General features: G+C 55.8%; 18 protein-coding genes. 1 reads left to right on the forward strand and 17 read right to left on the reverse strand.

The window, feature by feature from the left end; all coding sequences use genetic code 11:
* Nucleotides 1-172 precede the first annotated feature (172 nt).
* The 16 genes from aspA to rpsB all read right to left on the reverse strand — a co-directional run bounded on the left by aspA (nucleotide 173) and on the right by rpsB (nucleotide 15,170).
* Nucleotides 173-1,585 carry an aspartate ammonia-lyase gene (gene aspA, locus HMPREF1627_RS04370; protein WP_034501478.1) on the reverse strand — a complete coding sequence of 471 codons (1,413 nt, stop codon included), beginning with the start codon at nucleotides 1,583-1,585 and terminating at the stop codon, nucleotides 173-175.
* 65 nt (nucleotides 1,586-1,650) lie between these two features.
* Nucleotides 1,651-2,001 (reverse strand): phosphopantetheine-binding protein, encoded by a 351-nt coding sequence (locus HMPREF1627_RS04375; protein ID WP_034501479.1) that lies wholly within the window; start codon nucleotides 1,999-2,001, stop codon nucleotides 1,651-1,653.
* Nucleotides 2,002-2,004: 3 nt separating this feature from the next.
* The gene (locus HMPREF1627_RS04380; RefSeq protein WP_034501480.1) at nucleotides 2,005-2,505 is read right to left on the reverse strand and encodes a DUF3145 domain-containing protein; all 501 of its coding nucleotides are present in this window, start codon (nucleotides 2,503-2,505) and stop codon (nucleotides 2,005-2,007) included.
* A 151-nt stretch (nucleotides 2,506-2,656) separates the two neighbouring features.
* Nucleotides 2,657-3,148: a peptide deformylase gene (gene def, locus HMPREF1627_RS04385; RefSeq protein ID WP_034501483.1), complete on the reverse strand. Its 492-nt coding sequence runs from the start codon at nucleotides 3,146-3,148 to the stop codon at nucleotides 2,657-2,659.
* Between the two features lie 5 nt (nucleotides 3,149-3,153).
* Nucleotides 3,154-4,959 carry a proline--tRNA ligase gene (locus tag HMPREF1627_RS04390; RefSeq protein WP_034501484.1) on the reverse strand — a complete coding sequence of 602 codons (1,806 nt, stop codon included), beginning with the start codon at nucleotides 4,957-4,959 and terminating at the stop codon, nucleotides 3,154-3,156.
* 66 nt (nucleotides 4,960-5,025) lie between these two features.
* Entirely contained in the window at nucleotides 5,026-5,535 is a 510-nt protein-coding gene (locus tag HMPREF1627_RS04395) for a hypothetical protein (protein ID WP_034501669.1), read from the reverse strand.
* A gap of 81 nt (nucleotides 5,536-5,616) precedes the next feature.
* Nucleotides 5,617-6,753 (reverse strand): flavodoxin-dependent (E)-4-hydroxy-3-methylbut-2-enyl-diphosphate synthase, encoded by a 1,137-nt coding sequence (gene ispG / locus HMPREF1627_RS04400; protein ID WP_052040843.1) that lies wholly within the window; start codon nucleotides 6,751-6,753, stop codon nucleotides 5,617-5,619.
* A 68-nt stretch (nucleotides 6,754-6,821) separates the two neighbouring features.
* Entirely contained in the window at nucleotides 6,822-8,051 is a 1,230-nt protein-coding gene (locus tag HMPREF1627_RS04405) for a M50 family metallopeptidase (protein WP_034501486.1), read from the reverse strand.
* Between the two features lie 105 nt (nucleotides 8,052-8,156).
* Nucleotides 8,157-9,353: a 1-deoxy-D-xylulose-5-phosphate reductoisomerase gene (gene dxr / locus HMPREF1627_RS04410; protein WP_034501488.1), complete on the reverse strand. Its 1,197-nt coding sequence runs from the start codon at nucleotides 9,351-9,353 to the stop codon at nucleotides 8,157-8,159.
* A 3-nt stretch (nucleotides 9,354-9,356) separates the two neighbouring features.
* Nucleotides 9,357-9,908, reverse strand: coding sequence for a DivIVA domain-containing protein (locus tag HMPREF1627_RS04415; protein ID WP_034501490.1), 552 nt, complete (start codon nucleotides 9,906-9,908; stop codon nucleotides 9,357-9,359).
* Complete coding sequence (rlmN, locus tag HMPREF1627_RS04420) at nucleotides 9,905-11,146, reverse strand: 23S rRNA (adenine(2503)-C(2))-methyltransferase RlmN (RefSeq protein ID WP_034501492.1); 1,242 nt, start codon at nucleotides 11,144-11,146, stop codon at nucleotides 9,905-9,907. Before rlmN ends, HMPREF1627_RS04415 begins: the two co-directional genes overlap by 4 nt.
* Before the next feature lie 71 nt (nucleotides 11,147-11,217).
* Complete coding sequence (locus HMPREF1627_RS04425; RefSeq protein WP_034501495.1) at nucleotides 11,218-12,114, reverse strand: phosphatidate cytidylyltransferase; 897 nt, start codon at nucleotides 12,112-12,114, stop codon at nucleotides 11,218-11,220.
* Complete coding sequence (gene frr / locus HMPREF1627_RS04430) at nucleotides 12,114-12,671, reverse strand: ribosome recycling factor (RefSeq protein WP_034501497.1); 558 nt, start codon at nucleotides 12,669-12,671, stop codon at nucleotides 12,114-12,116. Before frr ends, HMPREF1627_RS04425 begins: the two co-directional genes overlap by 1 nt.
* A 13-nt stretch (nucleotides 12,672-12,684) precedes the next feature.
* Nucleotides 12,685-13,404, reverse strand: a complete 720-nt coding sequence (pyrH, locus tag HMPREF1627_RS04435) for a UMP kinase (RefSeq protein WP_034501499.1) — start codon at nucleotides 13,402-13,404, stop codon at nucleotides 12,685-12,687.
* 80 nt (nucleotides 13,405-13,484) lie between these two features.
* Nucleotides 13,485-14,312: a translation elongation factor Ts gene (gene tsf / locus HMPREF1627_RS04440; RefSeq protein WP_034501501.1), complete on the reverse strand. Its 828-nt coding sequence runs from the start codon at nucleotides 14,310-14,312 to the stop codon at nucleotides 13,485-13,487.
* A 24-nt stretch (nucleotides 14,313-14,336) separates the two neighbouring features.
* A complete protein-coding gene (rpsB, locus tag HMPREF1627_RS04445; protein ID WP_034501503.1) occupies nucleotides 14,337-15,170 on the reverse strand; it encodes a 30S ribosomal protein S2 in 834 nt (277 codons plus the stop codon).
* 458 nt (nucleotides 15,171-15,628) lie between these two features.
* On the opposite strand from rpsB, the gene HMPREF1627_RS10765 reads away from it, so the two are divergent.
* The gene (locus HMPREF1627_RS10765) at nucleotides 15,629-16,060 is read left to right on the forward strand and encodes a M23 family metallopeptidase (protein ID WP_234305246.1); all 432 of its coding nucleotides are present in this window, start codon (nucleotides 15,629-15,631) and stop codon (nucleotides 16,058-16,060) included.
* Between the two features lie 3 nt (nucleotides 16,061-16,063).
* Here the strand turns inward: HMPREF1627_RS10765 and HMPREF1627_RS04455 are convergent, their stop codons facing one another.
* Entirely contained in the window at nucleotides 16,064-16,975 is a 912-nt protein-coding gene (locus HMPREF1627_RS04455) for a tyrosine recombinase XerC (protein WP_034501508.1), read from the reverse strand.
* Between the last annotated feature and the right edge of the window lie 5 nt (nucleotides 16,976-16,980).

The raw sequence follows: 16,980 nt of genomic DNA on the forward strand, positions 1-16,980 counted from the left end.
TCGAAGGCTCATATTGACCGATGGGCAGTTGATGTAAGTGGGTGCGGATCCCAAACGGGATTCGCACCCACTTTTGTCATTGATCCAGCTTTTCACTCATACATGCAAATAGCGCGAGACGCTGCTACCCGGGGCACAAACTCACCGGGTAGCAGCGTCTCATCAAAACTAATCAGTCGACGTGAGCGCCCCTGTAATGCGGGTTTGCAAGGTTCTCCGGCGACAAAATCGCTTCGACTTCTTCGTCAGAGAGAAGCCCCATCTCTGCGATAACTTCTCGCACGGTCTTCCCCTCGGCAGCGGCGCGTTTCCCAACGATGTCACCCAGATGGTGTCCGATCACGTCATTGAAGTAGGTGACAATGCCGATCGAGTTTTCGACGTAGGCTCGGCACACATCGGCATTGGCAGTAATCCCCTTCACGCAACGCTCACGAAGAGTGTCACAAGCGTTGACCAGAAGATCGATCGATTCAAAGATCGCCTGAGCGATGACCGGTTCCATCACGTTGAGTTGCAGCTGGCCGGCTTCAGCCGCCATCGTTACAGTCTGGTCATTTCCGATGACCTTGAAGCAGACCTGATTGACGACCTCGGGAATGATGGGATTGACCTTCGCTGGCATGATAGATGAACCCGCTGCCATTTCTGGGAGGTTAATCTCGTTCAATCCTGCGCGCGGCCCCGAAGCAAGCAAGCGCAAGTCGTTGCAAATCTTCGAAAGCTTCACCGCGGTACGCTTAATCGCTGCGTGCATCGAAACGTAAGCGCCAGTATCTGACGTTGCCTCAACCAAGTGGGTTGCTGCCTTTACTCGAGCCCCACTGATCTGAGCCAAATGACGCACGACTGCTTCCTGGTAACCCGCAGGAGTATTGAGCCCAGTGCCAATAGCGGTTGCACCCAGGTTAGTTTCAAGAAGCAACTCCGAGTTCGCCTCGAGACGCGGATCCTCTTCGCGCAAGGTCACTGCAAACGCAGTCATCTCCTGTCCAAGAGTCATGGGAACAGCATCCTGAAGCTGCGTACGACCCATGGTGAGAATGTCGTGGAATTCTTCTCCCTTTGCGTCAAAAGCCCCTGCGAGGTCTTCGATGGCAGTGCGCAGTCTTTCGACTTTACCGTGCAAGGCTAGACGGAATGCCGTTGGATAGGCATCGTTGGTGGACTGCGAGTGATTGACGTGATCGTTGGGATTAATGACCGAGTAGTCCCCTCGAGGCAACCCCATCATTTCGAGTGCGCGGTTAGCGATGACTTCGTTCGCGTTCATATTGACGCTTGTCCCAGCGCCACCTTGGAACTGATCGATTGGGAATTGGTCCATGCATGAACCATTCGTCAAAATGTCATCACAAGCGGCGACAATCGCATCAGCTGACTTCGCGCTAATCACACGCAATTCGCGGTTTGCCAGCGCACAGGCTTTCTTCACTTGGACGATGGCACGAATCAGTTCAGGAACTTGATTGATACTGCGGCCGCTGATCTGATAGTTCTCAAGAGCTCGCAGGGTATGAATCCCCCAATACGCATCATCGGGAACCTCACGCGTGCCCAGCAGATCTTCTTCGATACGTGCCACCTGTTATCTCCTTGATTCAGTGCGTCAGCTATGGCTCTCTTTGATTTTAGGACACGAATTGAGAACTAGTGAGTCAGCTCATCGACGCTGGCGAAGATATCCCCAAAACTGTGCCAGTCAGCAATGATGGCATCCTCAATGCTGATGTTCAGTTCATGTTCAATTGCCGTGACAATCGCATAGAGAGAAAGAGTATCGAGGTCGAGCTCCTCCAATGAAAGGCCGTCGCGAAGCTGAGATTCCTCGATAGAAGTATGTGCACGCACCGCACTGACGACAACCTCGCGAACATGCGCACTTCTTTCTTCTTGCGCTTTCTCGCGTGCGCCCTCGATCGCGTCTACAGGAGTATTTTCGGCATTCGAGGCCAAGGCTTGACCGAGTGCATCTCCTAGGAGATCGCCAATGGTCCCCATCCGTCAGCCCACTCGATTCAACCAGCGTACGGGAGCACCCGCTCCAGCATGACGGAAAGGTTCAAGTTCATCGTCCCATGCCTGGCCAAGAGCAAGATCTAATCCTTCACGCAGTTCCTCATAGGAAGTGGCGTTTTCAATTGCAGCGCGAACGCGATCCTCGGGAACAACAACATTGCCCACGCTATCCATTTGGGCATGGAAGATTCCCAAAGACGGCGTGTGAGACCACCGGCCAGCATCGCATGACGGGCTTGCTTCTTCGGTCACTTCGTAGCGCAGGTGTTCCCAACCGCGAAGTGCAGATGCGAGGCGGGCTCCAGAACCGGCACTGCCCACCCACGAGTACTCGCTCCTCAACATCCCGGGAGCAGCTTCTTGCGGAGTCCACTGCAAATGAACTTCAGTTCCCAAGGCAGCACCAACGGCCCACTCGATGTGCGGACAAAGAGCAGGCGGGGTTGAGTGTATGAAAAGTACACCGCGGGTATAGGTCCCTCGCATTGTGGCCTCCTGTGTTTGAGGATCGTCTTCCCCTACGTCCTCTTCCATCAATGCCACAAACAAACGGTGTAAAGCTATTCTAACCTAAAAACTGCGGCGGATCCCAAAGGATCCGCCGCAGTTGCGTGTGATTGATGTTCACATATTGCTTTTAGTAGTTCTGCTCACGAATCTCGCGCAGCGCGCGCTTGCGAGTCTTACGATCCAAGCGATCAATGTAGAGCATCCCGTCCAAGTGATCACATTCGTGTTGAAGACACCGAGCCATGAGCTCCTCGCCTTCAACGACAACAGGCTTGCCATCCAAATCGATGCCCTCCACACGCGCATACCATGCACGCTGAGTGGGGAACCACAACTGCGGTACAGAAAGGCAGCCCTCGTCCCCGTCTTGATACTCATCTTCACTGAGTTCAACGATCCGGGGATTAAGCACGTAGCCGATCTCGCCGTCAATGTTGTAAGAAAAGGCGCGCAGTCCAACACCGATCTGATTCGCAGCCAAACCAGCGCGACCATCCATATCCACAGTTTCGAGGAGATCTTCAACCAGCGCCTTCACGCTCTGATCGATATCGCGAATGGGATCACAGGGAGTGCGCAGGACCGGATCACCGATCACTCGAATCTCGCGAAGAGCCATTTACTTCACCTTCCCAAAAGATCACGATGGATCTGCTCGATACGCTCCACCGCAGATTCGACCGGAACTTCAAAAGACTCTCCGCTCGCGCGCAGGCGAATCTCAACCTTGCCTTCAGCAAGGCCTCGTCCAACGACGACCGAAACCGGGATACCCACGAGCTCAGCGTCCGCGAACTTCACGCCTGCGGAAACCTTACGACGATCATCAAAAAGGACGTCCAAACCATCGCGGTCCAGGGCCGATGAAATCGATACTGCGGTATCGAAAATCTCGTCTGTCTTACCCGTGGCCAGGACGTGTACGTCGAAGGGAGCGATATTCGCGGGCCATGCCAGACCACGCTCATCGCTGTTGGTTTCTGCAAGCGCGGCCAGAACACGAGAGACACCGATTCCATAGGAACCCATAGTGACGACCTGGCTCTTACCGTTCTCGTCAAGCACCGTCAGTCCCAAGGACTTCGCATACTTGCGTCCCAGCTGGAAGATATGACCGACCTCGATGCCACGTTCCAGGTGCAGAGGACCAGAACCGTCGGGAGCAAGATCCCCCTCACGGACTTCAGCAGCCTCGATCGTTCCATCAGCCGTAAAATCACGACCCATGGTCAACCAATAAACGTGCTTACCGGGAGTATTCGCACCCGCAATCCACGTCGTTCCATCAACAACGCGAGGATCAACCAGGAAACGGATCCCGCCAACCGGGTTGCCGTCTTCATCCAGATGACGTGCGGGAGAGTTCGGACCAGCGGCCATAGGACCGATGTAGCCCGGAACCAACTCGGGGTACTTCGCCAAGTCTTCCGGTGTCGACATTTCCACCTCAGCGGGAGCAACCGAGGCCTCGAGGCGCTTCATATCAACGTCACGATCCCCAGGCACGCCGAGCAGCACAACCTCGCGCTCCCCATCGGGATGGGTCAAGGTCACCACAAAGCTCTTCAATGTATCCGAGGCCTGCCACGGACGATCCTCACGCGGATAGAGCTCGTTCGAGCGCTCCACCAGAGCATCGATCGTCGGGGCATTGGGCGTCTCACGCATCTCAACCGCAGGAATACCGTCGAAAGGAATCGGCTCCGGCGCGGGGGTCACCACGGCCTCGGCATTAGCGGCGTAGCCACCCGGGGAACGCACGAAAGTATCCTCACCGATCGGGCTGGGGTGAAGGAATTCCTCGGAGCGAGAACCGCCCATCGCACCAGACATCGCCGAAACGATGACGTATTCCAAGCCCAGGCGCTTGAAGATACGCTCGTAGGTGTCGCGCTCATTCTGGTAGGAAACATCCAGCCCGGCATCGTCGATATCGAAGGAATACGCATCCTTCATGACAAACTCACGGCCACGGATCAGACCCGCGCGCGGACGCGCTTCATCGCGATACTTCGTCTGGATCTGGTAGATGGTCAAAGGAAGATCCTTGTAGGAGGAATACTGATCCTTCACCAGGAGGGTAAACATCTCCTCATGGGTCGGGGCCAGCAAGTAGTCCCCGCCCTTACGATCCTGAAGCTTGAACAGCGTTGGGCCATACTCGTCCCAGCGATGTGTCTCCTTGTAGGGATCCGCCGGCAGAAGCGCAGGAAGATGAACTTCCTGAGCGCCCATCGCATCCATCTCTTCACGAACGATGTCTTCAACCTTACGCAAAAGGCGTAGGCCCAGAGGAAGCCACGTGTAGATGCCAGGAGCTGTACGACGAATGTAGCCAGCACGGACAAGGAGCTTATGCGAAATTACCTCGGCATCTGCCGGGTCTTCACGCAAAGTACGCAGAAAAAAAGAGGAAAGAGTTCTTAACACACCTCAATCCTAAAGCACGGCGGGCACAGGCACGAAGCCTGCACCCGCCGTGGCATATTGTTCAGCTCACAAAGCCTCTGCTGCTTCCTTCAAATCACGCAGCATCGACATGGTGGAATACGACTCAGCGCACACTCCAGCCCACAGGCGCCACGCAGGAACAGACTCAGTTGCCTGATGACGCTCACGCAGGTGCAGGCGAGTACGATCGTTGGCCTCGGGAAGAAGAGCAAAAGTACAGGTACCGGTGTAGTCCTCAACCTGGTCTTCCCACTCAACATTGCTTCCAGGCGCAGGAACGCGAATAACCAAGCAGTCGTTTTCCTGGCGGATCAGCACACGACCGTCTTCATCCTCTTCAAAAGCAGCGTCCAAAACTTCCCAGACGCGCGTCGGAAGAGCATCGATAACGACCGAGCGATCGACGACGACATCAGCGTTAGGCAGCTCAAGGTCTCCGGGCAGAGAAACCGCGGCCTCGGAACGGGTCAATCCGATACGGCGCGGGAAACCCGTCGCGCAGATCGCACCCGCACACCCCAGCACGCCCAGAGCCAATACGTGACGAATCTTCATAACAATCCCCTTCATTGAAGCGGTAGTAGCAATTGTTTTCTTAGTAGTGAAGGATACGTGAAGCGCAATCGCGCAACTCCCCTAGCGGATGATGGGCATGACCTCGACAGAGCCTTCCCCCTCTTCCAAGCCCATTTCTTCAGCCAAAAGATTAGCGTGCTTGATCAAGGTGGGAACGATGTTGTCTTCGGGAACGGTCTCAACAACTTCTCCACGGATAAAAATCTGTCCCTTACCATTTCCCGAGGCCACACCCAGGTCAGCTTCACGAGCCTCGCCGGGACCATTCACCACGCAGCCCATGACGGCAACGCGAAGGGGAACAGTAAGGTCCTTGAGGCCTTCAGTGACATTCTCAGCAAGCGTCCACACGTCAACTTGGGCACGCCCACACGAAGGGCACGAGACGATCTCAAGAGTCTTCTCACGCAGCCCCATAAATTCAAGAAGCTTCGTGCCAACCTTAACTTCTTCTACGGGAGGCGCAGAAAGCGAGACGCGAATCGTATCGCCGATTCCATCGGCAAGAAGGACACCGAAAGCCGCACAGGACTTGATTGTCCCCTGGAATGCGGGGCCGGCCTCGGTCACTCCCAAGTGAAGAGGCCAATCGCCTTTCTCTGCAAGAAGACGGTAGGCCTGAACCATCGTGAGCACATCATGATGCTTGACGGAAATCTTGAAATCGTGGAAGTCATTTTCTTCGAAGAGCGACGCTTCCCAAACGGCAGACTCAACCAGGGCCTCGGGAGTTGCTCGACCATACTTCTTGAGAAGGCGCGGATCCAAAGACCCAGCATTCACACCGATACGCAGTGACGTTCCATGATCGGAAGCCGCGCGGCAAATTTCCTTCACCTGGTCATCGAACTTACGAATGTTTCCCGGGTTCACGCGAACTGCACCACAACCGGCCTCGATCGCCGCGAAAACATACTTCGGATTGAAGTGGATGTCAGCGATCACGGGAATACGGGATTGCTTAACGATAATCGGAAGCGCCTCAGCATCCTTATCGGTCGGGCAGGCAACGCGGACAATATCGCAGCCCGCTGCGGTCAACTCGGCAATCTGCTGCAGTGTCGCACCGATATCGTGTGTTTTCGTTGTCGTCATCGACTGAACAGAAACGGGAGCCCCACCACCGACGGGTACATCCCCCACCATGATTCGACGAGTCTTTCGACGCGGAAACGGGCTTTCGTGGACGCTCGGCATCCCTAAGTTAATCTCAGTCACCTTGTTATTATCTCCCACTCGAAACTGGCTGGCACGCGGGCTCAGCTCTATTGCAAAGAAATTGGCGCAATGATGTCAGCTGCGACCAGCAAGACTGTCATAGCGATCAGGAGTGCGCCCATCGTATATGTCAGCGGCATCAAGCGAGCAGTATCGGCGGGCGGCGGAACTTGCCTGCCTCTGGCACGAGCAATCCCACGCCGAATCCACTCGTAAAGCGCGGAAACAATATGCCCACCATCAAGCGGGGGGAAAGGCAGAAGATTAAAAACAAAAAGCGCCATATTGAGAGAAGCCAAAATCGACAGAAGTAGTGCAAGCGAGCGCATCCATCCCCCGCTGGAAGCAGTGACCTCCGAAGAAGTCGCATCTGCTGCGATTCGACCAATTCCAACAACCGACATCACGCCTGCAGAATCGCGCGGTGTGCCCTTAACGAGCGATTGCCCAACATCCCACAAGGCAAGTGGCAAGCGAACGACAACTTGTACGGTACCGGTAAAGGTCTGCCACACTGACGAGGCTACGGTCGCTGGACTTGCCGCATGGTATTCGATTCCGGCAATCACACCAATGTTCACAGAATCAGCCGTGCGCAGCGGGTCGATCTGAACATGATAACTCTGGCCTTGGCGTAGATAGTCGACGCCAATTTCACCCTGCGAGCTTGCAATCGCTTGGCGCATCTCATCCCACGACTGAACGCCTGTTCCGTTAATCGCGGTAATCGTGTCCCCACGCCGAATTCCAGCCGCGTATGCGGGAGCTTGGACGCTTGTTCCTTGCGAGGACAGCTCTTGGGGAACATCGCCGAGGGTCAGCGAGGCGCGAGGAATTCCGATCCCGACTAAAGCAACTGTCATGAGCACGATGGATAGGAAGAGATTGACCATCGGCCCACCCAGCATGACAACGATCTTCTTGGCTGGATGAAGGAGATAAAATGCGCGAGATTCGTAGCCCTGAGGAATTTCTTCCATGCTTGCTTCGCGGGCTTCTTGGGCGAGAGTGGGCTTTCCCCTGCTATTCGTTGTCTTTATCCCCTCACGCGCCGGAGCAAACATTCCGACAATACGGACGTAGCCGCCCAGAAGAATTGCTCGAAGGGAATAGGTTGTGTCGCCTTTCTTCCACGCAAGAAGTCTGGGGCCGAAACCGACAGCGAACTCAGGAACGTAAACGCCGAATTTCTTGGCAGGAAGCATGTGACCGCATTCGTGCAGGGCAACCGAGATCAGCAAACCCACGATGACAATGACTACACCGATAATTCCCACGTTCGTCCTTCGTCCTCATCCAATGCGTGCGACGGTATTCCTACTGCCCCGACCTATTTAGCCTGTTCCAGCCTAGCGGCATCTAGTACGTATCCGCAGGCACAATCAGTAAGCACACAAGTGCTCAGCCCGATTTCGCGCCCACTCTTCAACGCCGAGAATATCTTCCACACTTGGCTGCGCAATACCAGAGTGTTCGCCAAGAACCTGCGCCAAAAGGTCGACAATCGACAGATAGGGAAGCCTCTCTTCGAGGAAGGCTTGAACGAAAACTTCGTTCGCCGCGTTATAGACTGCCGGGTGCGTTGCCGATTCTGAAACAGCTGCGCGAGCAAGAGTCAGGGCCGGGAAAGTCTCAAAATCGACGGGTTCAAAGGTCCACTCCTGTGCGCGGAGAAAATCAACGGGTCTTTCAATATCAGGAAGCCGCTCAGGCCAGGTGAGTCCCAGAGCAATCGGGAGCTTCATATCGGGCGGAGAAGCCTGGGCGATCGTTGCGCCATCTTTCCACGTCACCATCGAGTGAACGATGGACTGGGGATGAACAACCGGCACAATATCATCTGCTGGAATATCAAAAAGAAGGTGCGCTTCGATCAGTTCGAGGCCCTTGTTGACCAGCGTTGAGGAATTGATGGTAACAACCGGCCCCATGCTCCACGTCGGGTGCGCCAAAGCCTGCTGGGGAGTGACATCCGTGAGTTCATGGCGTTTCTTTCCTCTGAAAGGACCGCCCGAGGCCGTGAGAACGAGCTGGGCGACCTCGCTTTTCCCCGTCACGCGGGAAGCAGTCAGTCCCTTTTCATGCACACCGCTTTCCAGACATTGAGCAATCGCCGAATGTTCTGAATCAACGGGAACGATCTGTCCAGGTCGACGCATTCGCCTGCGTACCAAGGAACCGCCAACAACCAAGGATTCCTTATTTGCCAGGGCTAGGGTTGCACCCGCTTCAAGTGCGGCGAGTGTAGGTCCGAGGCCAACGCCTCCGGTAATCCCATTCAAAACCACGGCCTTGGGGAAAGATCCAGCGATCTGCGTCGAGGCCTCTACGCCGTGGAGGATTTCCGGGAGAGTTCCCCCCTTGGAGCGAATGAGTTGGGCGAGCTCATCAACATTGCCGCTGTGGATCCCAACGATTTGTGGGCGGTAGCGCACGCACTGCTCAGCGAGGAGTTCTAGGGAGTGTCCACCCGCGCTCAGCGCGACAACATCGAAACGTTCTGCATATTGGTCGATAACCTGCAGAGCCTGGGTGCCGATGGATCCCGTCGAGCCTAGAAGGACAACTTGCTGCGTCATCGTTTAATTCACGGAGAGAAGGATCTCGACTGCACGGCCAAGATAGGCATCAACTGGACCCATCGCATATGCTTTCTTGCCGCGCGCAGACTTGAACAAGGCGTGGCGAACATCGTCAGCCAAAAGTTCCTCACGATCATCGAAGAAGGCAGCGATCCGATCCAAAAGATCATCGACCTGCTCGGCATCGTAGCCAATTCCGGACTTTGGGTGAGCAAAGCGATCCTTGTAGGGGCGAAGCAATCGCGGGTACAAGGTGGTCGCACGGTCGGCGACTTTTTCGTACCAAGCAGCCTCTCCGTTAACTGCAATGTGGTCAGCACGATCACGCTGAACAAAAGCAGCTTCAAGGCGGCTCATCGCTGCATCGACAGCCTGGGTGTCATAACCGTTGCGCTGCCGAGGGAAGGAAGCCTGCCGGACCTGCTCCGCACTGAATTGCTCAGCAGGAAGGCCTCCCTCGTAGGCATGACGAGCATCGACGAAGAAGTCATCTACGGCGTCCTTACCGTAACCACGCCGGAAAATTCCCGTCGTCGGGAAAGCGTCGCTCATCGCATCTCCTCTTCATGTGCATTATTCTCACGTGCACTTTGACGCGCACGCTCGCGGTTATTGACAGCCGTCGCAAGCTGCCCGCAGGCACCGTCGATATCAGAGCCGCGGGTATCGCGAATCGTTGTCGAGATTCCATTGTCTCGCAGTGTGTGTACGAATGCATCCTGCGCACGACGAGTGGACGCTGTCCAAATGGATCCCGGAGTTGGGTTGAGAGGAATGGGGTTGACATGCGCCCATCCCCTGCCGCGCTTGTTGAGCTCGTCAGCAAGGAGTTGTGCACGCCAAACCTGATCATTCATATCTTTAATCAAGGCGTATTCAATAGATACGCGACGTCCAGTCGCAACAAAGTAACGTCGCGCAGCGTCAAGAAGCTCGCCGACCTTCCAGCGGGAATTAATAGGGATGAGCTCATCTCTGAGGTCATCGTCTGGAGTATGCAGGGACACGGCCAAAGTCACGGGCAGGCCTTCTTGCGCGAGGCGATCAATCGCAGGAACCAGACCGACCGTCGATACGGTGACATTGCGTGCCGACATGCCAAAACCGCTTGGCGAAGGATCAATGATCCGATGGAGAGCTCCCACCACTGCCTTATAGTTTGCCAGGGGCTCCCCCATTCCCATAAACACAATGTTCGACAGGTGCGTGGGCGATCCACCAACCATCCCTTGTTCACACGCTTGATGTGCGCAGCGTACTTGGTCAATGATTTCGGCCGTCGACAAATTACGTGTCAGCCCCATCTGACCTGTGGCACAGAAAGGACAGCCCATCCCACACCCAGCCTGGGAAGAAATGCACAAAGTCGTCCGATCACTGTAACGCATGAGGACAGATTCCACGCGGGCCCCGTCGTAGAGTTCCCACAGGTGCTTAAGAGTCTCTCCACGATCGGCCTCAAGAACAGCGACCTCACGCACAAGAGAAGGAAGAAGTGTCGCAGAAATGACGTCATACGCGCTCTTCGGCATATCCGTCATCAGCGCGGGATCGCTCACGTGGCGTTCAAAGTAGTGACGCGAAAGTTGGTCAGCGCGGAAAGGCGGCAGCCCGGCCTCGGAAACGAAAGCCTTGCGTTCACTTCGGTCAAAATCAGCAAGATGACGAGGGGCTTTTCCGCGCCTACGCGCAGTAAAAGTCACCTGAGGCTTCGCATCAGGCGATGTCGCGCCTTCAGGCAATTGATCTGTTGGACGTACCTCACGTCGCTTGTGCTGTTCTATGCTCACCGCAACGGCCTCCTTTCCACGTGCATAGCCTAATCGCTCCCACCGGCATCTTCGTCCATCGCTAGCTGTGCTTAGCGAAGTGCGAGAAGAAAAATCACATAGAAAACGGGGGCCGTCATGACAAGAGAGTCCACGCGATCAAGGACGCCGCCGTGCCCGGGGATCAAAGCAGACATATCTTTCAAACCGACTTCACGCTTGATCAAGGATTCAGTGAGGTCACCGATCGTCGCACAGACACAGCCACACGCACCGGCGATCAAACCCCACCACCACGGTGCGCCCAGAAGATAGAAGCCGCCAACGCCGGTACCGATGCAGAACGCAAGCGATCCAATGAATCCTTCCCACGACTTCTTTGGGGACAGACGCGGCGCCATCGGATGCTTTCCAAAGAGAATACCGACAAGCCAGCCGCCAATATCGTTAAAGCAGGTCACCGCAACATAGACCCCAATAACTGCAGGCGAACGAAACTCGCGCAGCATCAAGACAACGAAGCAGGCAAGGAACGGAACGTAGATCGCGCTAAACACGCTGGCCGTGATATCAGCAATCCGAGAAGGCGTGGGGGCATCAATGAGGCGCCACACCACAACCGCAAAAACAGTGAGATAGAGGGCCATGGTGAGGGCCTCGGGGCCAAGAAGCCACGCGCAGACCATCATGCCGATTGCGCCAAGGTACAAGGGGGCAAGGGCGATATGAGTTCCGACTCTCGCGAAAGCCCCTCCCAACTCCCACAATCCAAGCAGAGCGATGCAGCACACGAAGCCGACAAAGAGCCCTTGGACGACAAGTAGCGAGGCGACGAGCAAGGCAATCAGGACTACAGCAGAAGAAACCGCTGCCGGAAGATTGCGACCGGCCTTCCCCGTTGGTGCTAGCGGCTGGGTGTTTTCGCGCGGCTGAGGTGAAAAGACGCGCGAAAACACCGATGGACCGTGTTGATGGGATGTGGTGGACATCAGATGGTGAGAAGTTCGCTTTCCTTAGTTGCAAGAAGGTGGTCGATCAATTCGACGCGAGCCTTCGTTGCAGCCTCGAGGGCCTTTTCTGCGCGCTCGACTTCGTCTTCTCCTGCTTCGCCGTCCTTCTTCAGACGATCGAGGCTTTCCTTTGCCTTACGACGGATGGAGCGAACCGAAACGCGGGCATCTTCTGCCTTGTTCTTTGCCTGCTTGACGTATTCCTTACGACGCTCTTCAGTCAAAGCAGGCAAAACAACGCGTACAACGTTTCCGTCATCGGTCGGGTTGACCCCCAAATCGGACTCGCGCAGAGTCTTGATGATCTCCTGGGTCGCCGTGCGATCAAAAGGCGAAATCAGAACGGTACGAGCTTCAGGAATCTGGAAAGAAGCCAGCTGCTGCATCGGGGTCGGGGCTCCATAGTAGTCAACAAGGAGCTGCTCGAACATGCCAGCATTTGCACGTCCGGTCCGGATATTACCGAATTCATGACGGGCTGCTTCGACCGTCTTATCCATTTTTTCTTCTGCTTCAAGCAGGATGTCGTCGATCACGGAAATCTTCCTTTCAGTGTGATTCGCTGAGGACAAGCGTACCGATTTTTTCGCCACGGAGCGCGGCGGTAACGTTACCGGGTTCTGACATTCCAAAGACTCGCATTGTCAGCCCGTTTTCCTGGCCAAGCGCAAAGGCAGCAGCATCAACGACCTTCAGACCACGGCTCAGTGCATCTTGATAGGTGACGAAGTCAAGCTTATGCGCATTCGGGTTGACTCGAGGATCGTCATCGTAGACGCCGTCAACACCGTTCTTTGCAACAAGAAGTTCATCGCAATGAGTTTCCAATGCGCGCTGCGCGGAGACCGTATCGGTAGAGAAATAGGGCAATCCTGCACCTGCGCCGAAGAGAACAACGCGCCCCTTTTCGAGGTGACGAATAGCGCGCAGCGGAATGTAGGGCTCTGCGACCTGTTGCATTGCAATTGCACTTTGGACGCGAGCGGGAACACCAGACTGCTCGATGAAATCTTGAAGCGCCAGGGCATTCATGACGGTGCCGAGCATTCCCATGTAGTCTGCACGTGAGCGGTCCAGACCTTGCCTGGACAACTCGGCTCCGCGGAAGAAGTTACCACCGCCAACGACGACTGCAACCTGGATCCCCGCGTGAACTGCCTCGGCGATCTGCTCTGCAATTGAGCGGACGACAGTGGGATCGAGGCCGACGGAACCTCCGCCAAAGGCTTCACCTGAGAGTTTGAGGAGGACGCGACGAGCAGCTGGCATGAGTACTTCTCCTTTGAATGAGTGCTGAGTCCTAAGAGATAGGGTGATGGCCCCGCATTAAGCGGGGCCATCACACAAAATCAGGCGCCGACGTGGACGCGCACGAACTGGGTGACCTTTGCACCAGCGTCGCGCAGAACCTGTCCGACGGACTTTGAAGGATCGCGAGCAAATGCCTGATCGACCAGGCAGTTGTCCTTGAAGAATGCCTCAAGACGTCCCTGAACAATCTTGGGGACGATCTTCTCGGGCTTGCCTTCCTCGAGGGTGATCTTCTCGAGGGTGGCGCGTTCCTTCTCCAAGACATCGGCCGGAACCGAGTCGCGGTCAAGGTAAGCGGGCATGTAGGCAGCAACGTGCATCGCGACATCGTGTGCAACGCCAGCTCCAGCTGCGTCGGTGACGACGAAGACACCAACCTGCGGGGGCAGGTCGGGGCTGGTCTGGTGCAGGTAGAGATCAACGTTCTCGCCCTCAACGCGAATCACGCGACGGATTTCGAGCTTTTCGCCGATAACTGCGGCCATTGCGTCAAGCTGTTCCTTGACAGTGGAGTCGCCCATCGGAGCTGCAAGCAGCGAGTCAACGTCGGATGCGCCGGAGGCAACAGCGGCCTCGAGGACAGAGTGTGCGAAGTCGATGAACTTCTGGTTCTTGGCAACGAAGTCGGTCTCGGAGTTGACCTCGACCATGACGCCCACGCCGTCCTGAACGGAGGCAGCGAGCAGGCCGGCCGATGCCTGACGACCTTCGCGCTTGGACAGCGACTTCAGGCCCTTCAGACGAATGATTTCGAGAGCCTTCTCGGCATCGCCGTCGGCTTCCTGGAGCGCCTTCTTGACGTCCATCATGCCTGCGCCAGTCTTCTCGCGCAGAGCCTTCACATCAGCAGCGGTGAAATTAGCCATTACTGATTTCCTTCTTTCTGAGCTTCAGTCCTGTGCGGGGGTTTCAGACTCGTTGGCCACGGCCTGTGCTGCTGCCTCGTCAGCGGCAACTTCGCCTTCGAGAAGCTCGCGCTCCCACTCAGCCAAAGGCTCAGCTGCGTTTTCCTCGGAAGCATTCTTGCGGCCGGCGCTGCGTGCAAGCAGGCCTTCGGCAACTGCGTCGGCGATCACGCGGGTCAGCAGTGCAACGGCGCGAATGGCGTCATCGTTGCCGGGAATGCGGTAGTCAACCTCGTCCGGATCTGCGTTGGTATCGAGGATGGCCACGATCGGGATGTTGAGCTTGCGAGCTTCGGAAACCGCCAGGTGTTCCTTCTTCGGGTCAACGATCCACACTGCGGAGGGAACCTTGGCCATATCGCGAATACCACCGAGGGTGCGAGCAAGCTTGTCCTTCTCGCGGCGCATCATGAGCAGTTCCTTCTTGGTGCGGCCGGAAGATGCCACATCGTCGAAGTCAATCTGCTCGAGTTCCTTCAGGCGCTGCAGACGCTTGGAAACGGTGGAGAAGTTGGTGAGCATACCGCCGAGCCAACGGTGGTTCACGTAAGGCATGCCAACGCGCTGTGCCTGCTCGGCAACAGCTTCCTGAGCCTGCTTCTTGGTGCCAACAAAGAGGATGGTTCCACCGTGAGCAACGGTTTCCTTCACGAAATCGAAGGCAATATCGATGTCGGCAATGGTCTGCTCGAGGTCGATGATGTAGATGCCGTTACGTTCGGTGAGGATGAAACGCTTCATCTTCGGGTTCCAACGACGGGTCTGGTGCCCGAAGTGCACGCCAGATTCCAGGAGCTGGCGCATGGTGACGACTGCCATTGCATCGTCCTTTCCCCGCTGGGCGGGATCGTGGGGTTTCCCCCGGTTTTCTCGGTTAATGTGCCTTTTCGGCCCTGGTGCTATGGCGTTGCGACCCATTGGACCGTGACGCAACTGCCCCGGCACTTTCACTTCCGTGAGGTGCTCGGAAAATAGCACGCGAAGTCATTCGCACAGCGAATGCTGTCCAATCTTATCTCATCTCACCTAGCTCTTCGGACCCAGCGGGGTACAAAATGCAGCAATTTCACTTGCAATAGCTCACATGCCTTTATCCACAGGAAGGATATTTACTCGGCGTTTTCCACAGATTTCATTTTGCGCGAGCCACATCGTTTCCCTATTTGCAGGCTGGATTTATGAATCAACGTACGTATGGCTTTCTGCGGCTCATCCCTACTGTGGCGACATTCATCTTCGCTTGGAGCCTTTGTTTCCCTGGAATTGCAACACCAGCCATGCCACGCGCTTCTTCCGTGTGGACTCTTCCTTTTTCTGAACCTTTTACTCTTACTCAAGGTTTTGCCCCACCTGATAAACCATGGCTTTCAGGCTCACGAGGAATATGGGTCAACATCGGAAGTGAGGATCCTTCGCTTCGCTCCCCGTGCAACGGAACTGTAGTCTTTTCCGGGATGCTCGCCGGACGCGAAGTCCTTTCCATTGATTGCTCGGGAATCCATTCCACCTTTGAGCCAGCAACTTCTTCCCTCCACATTGGCGAGGCCGTGCAGCGCGGGCAGCGCATCGGTGAGGTTGCCCCGCCCAAGCAGGAGGATTCGCACATGCGGAAGGGCGATCTTCACTGGGGTGCGAAAGTTAGTCGTTATCGCTACATCAATCCGCTCAGAATGCTCCAAGGACACCCGCGGTTGAAAACTCTTCAATGAGTGCTAAGCCCTAGGATGCGCTTGTTTGTAGATAGCGCTCAGGCGCTGAGCATCCACATGTGTATAACGCTGAGTTGTTTGAAGTGAAGAATGTCCAAGCATTTCTTGCACGGCTCTGAGGTCTGCGCCTCCAGCCAGGATATGGGTCGCAGCAGTGTGGCGAAGGGCGTGAGGGGCGAGGTCTCGCACGCCTGCCTGTGCGCACATTCGATGGATCATCGCGCGGATCACACGAGGGTCAATGCGCCGTCCCTTATCTCCAACAAAGAGAGCACGTCCCGCCTCGGGAATCGCCAAACTCGGGCGGCCATGAGAAAGCCATGCTTGCAGTGCGGACAAACACGCGCGTGTAAAAGGAACAACTCGTTCTTTGTTGCCCTTACCGATCACTCTTAATGTCATACCCTGCTGGTCAATAGACGTCGTATCCAACGAGCACACTTCACTCACGCGAATACCGGTCGCGTAAATCGTCTCAAGGATGGCCCAATCGCGTATCGCCGCCGGCGAATTCTCCTCACGCGTACGAGTGGCTGCATAAGACAGGAGCTCGGCCGTATCGGAAGGGGTCTGAACCTGTGGAAGCTTTTGGTCCCCGCGAGCGCTGGTCACGAGCAACCCGGGGTCGCTGTCGAGGTACCCGCGGCGATATGCCCAAGCGGTGAAGGAACGAATTGAAGCGGTTCTGCGAGAGATTGTCGATCGCGATTTCCCCTGTTGAACCAAACTGGCGAGCCAGGCACGAATTGCCCGAAGAGTAACGACGCTGCGGATGTTCTCTGTTGAGAGTTCATCGACCTGACAATAAGTAGTGAATGAACGCAGATCACTGACATAGGCGCGAAGGGTGTGCTCTGATACCGCAAGATTTGCGCGCAAATACACGCCCCATGCATCGATCAAAGACTCCTCCACGGGGC

Source organism: Actinomyces sp. S6-Spd3, assembly GCF_000758755.1.
Lineage (GTDB): Bacteria > Actinomycetota > Actinomycetes > Actinomycetales > Actinomycetaceae > Pauljensenia.

Excerpts from the sequence above, each read along its gene's own strand:
- HMPREF1627_RS04375 (WP_034501479.1), bottom strand. The coding sequence starts at position 2,001 with ATGGGGACCATTGGCGATCTCCTAGGAGATGCACTCGGTCAAGCCTTG.
- HMPREF1627_RS04380 (WP_034501480.1), bottom strand. The coding sequence starts at position 2,505 with ATGCGAGGGACCTATACCCGCGGTGTACTTTTCATACACTCAACCCCG.
- def (WP_034501483.1), bottom strand. The coding sequence starts at position 3,148 with ATGGCTCTTCGCGAGATTCGAGTGATCGGTGATCCGGTCCTGCGCACT.
- HMPREF1627_RS04395 (WP_034501669.1), bottom strand. The coding sequence starts at position 5,535 with ATGAAGATTCGTCACGTATTGGCTCTGGGCGTGCTGGGGTGTGCGGGT.
- ispG (WP_052040843.1), bottom strand. The coding sequence starts at position 6,753 with ATGCCGAGCGTCCACGAAAGCCCGTTTCCGCGTCGAAAGACTCGTCGA.
- dxr (WP_034501488.1), bottom strand. The coding sequence starts at position 9,353 with ATGACGCAGCAAGTTGTCCTTCTAGGCTCGACGGGATCCATCGGCACC.
- HMPREF1627_RS04415 (WP_034501490.1), bottom strand. The coding sequence starts at position 9,908 with ATGAGCGACGCTTTCCCGACGACGGGAATTTTCCGGCGTGGTTACGGT.
- HMPREF1627_RS04425 (WP_034501495.1), bottom strand. The coding sequence starts at position 12,114 with ATGTCCACCACATCCCATCAACACGGTCCATCGGTGTTTTCGCGCGTC.
- pyrH (WP_034501499.1), bottom strand. The coding sequence starts at position 13,404 with ATGCCAGCTGCTCGTCGCGTCCTCCTCAAACTCTCAGGTGAAGCCTTT.
- tsf (WP_034501501.1), bottom strand. The coding sequence starts at position 14,312 with ATGGCTAATTTCACCGCTGCTGATGTGAAGGCTCTGCGCGAGAAGACT.
- rpsB (WP_034501503.1), bottom strand. The coding sequence starts at position 15,170 with ATGGCAGTCGTCACCATGCGCCAGCTCCTGGAATCTGGCGTGCACTTC.
- HMPREF1627_RS10765 (WP_234305246.1), top strand. The coding sequence starts at position 15,629 with ATGCCACGCGCTTCTTCCGTGTGGACTCTTCCTTTTTCTGAACCTTTT.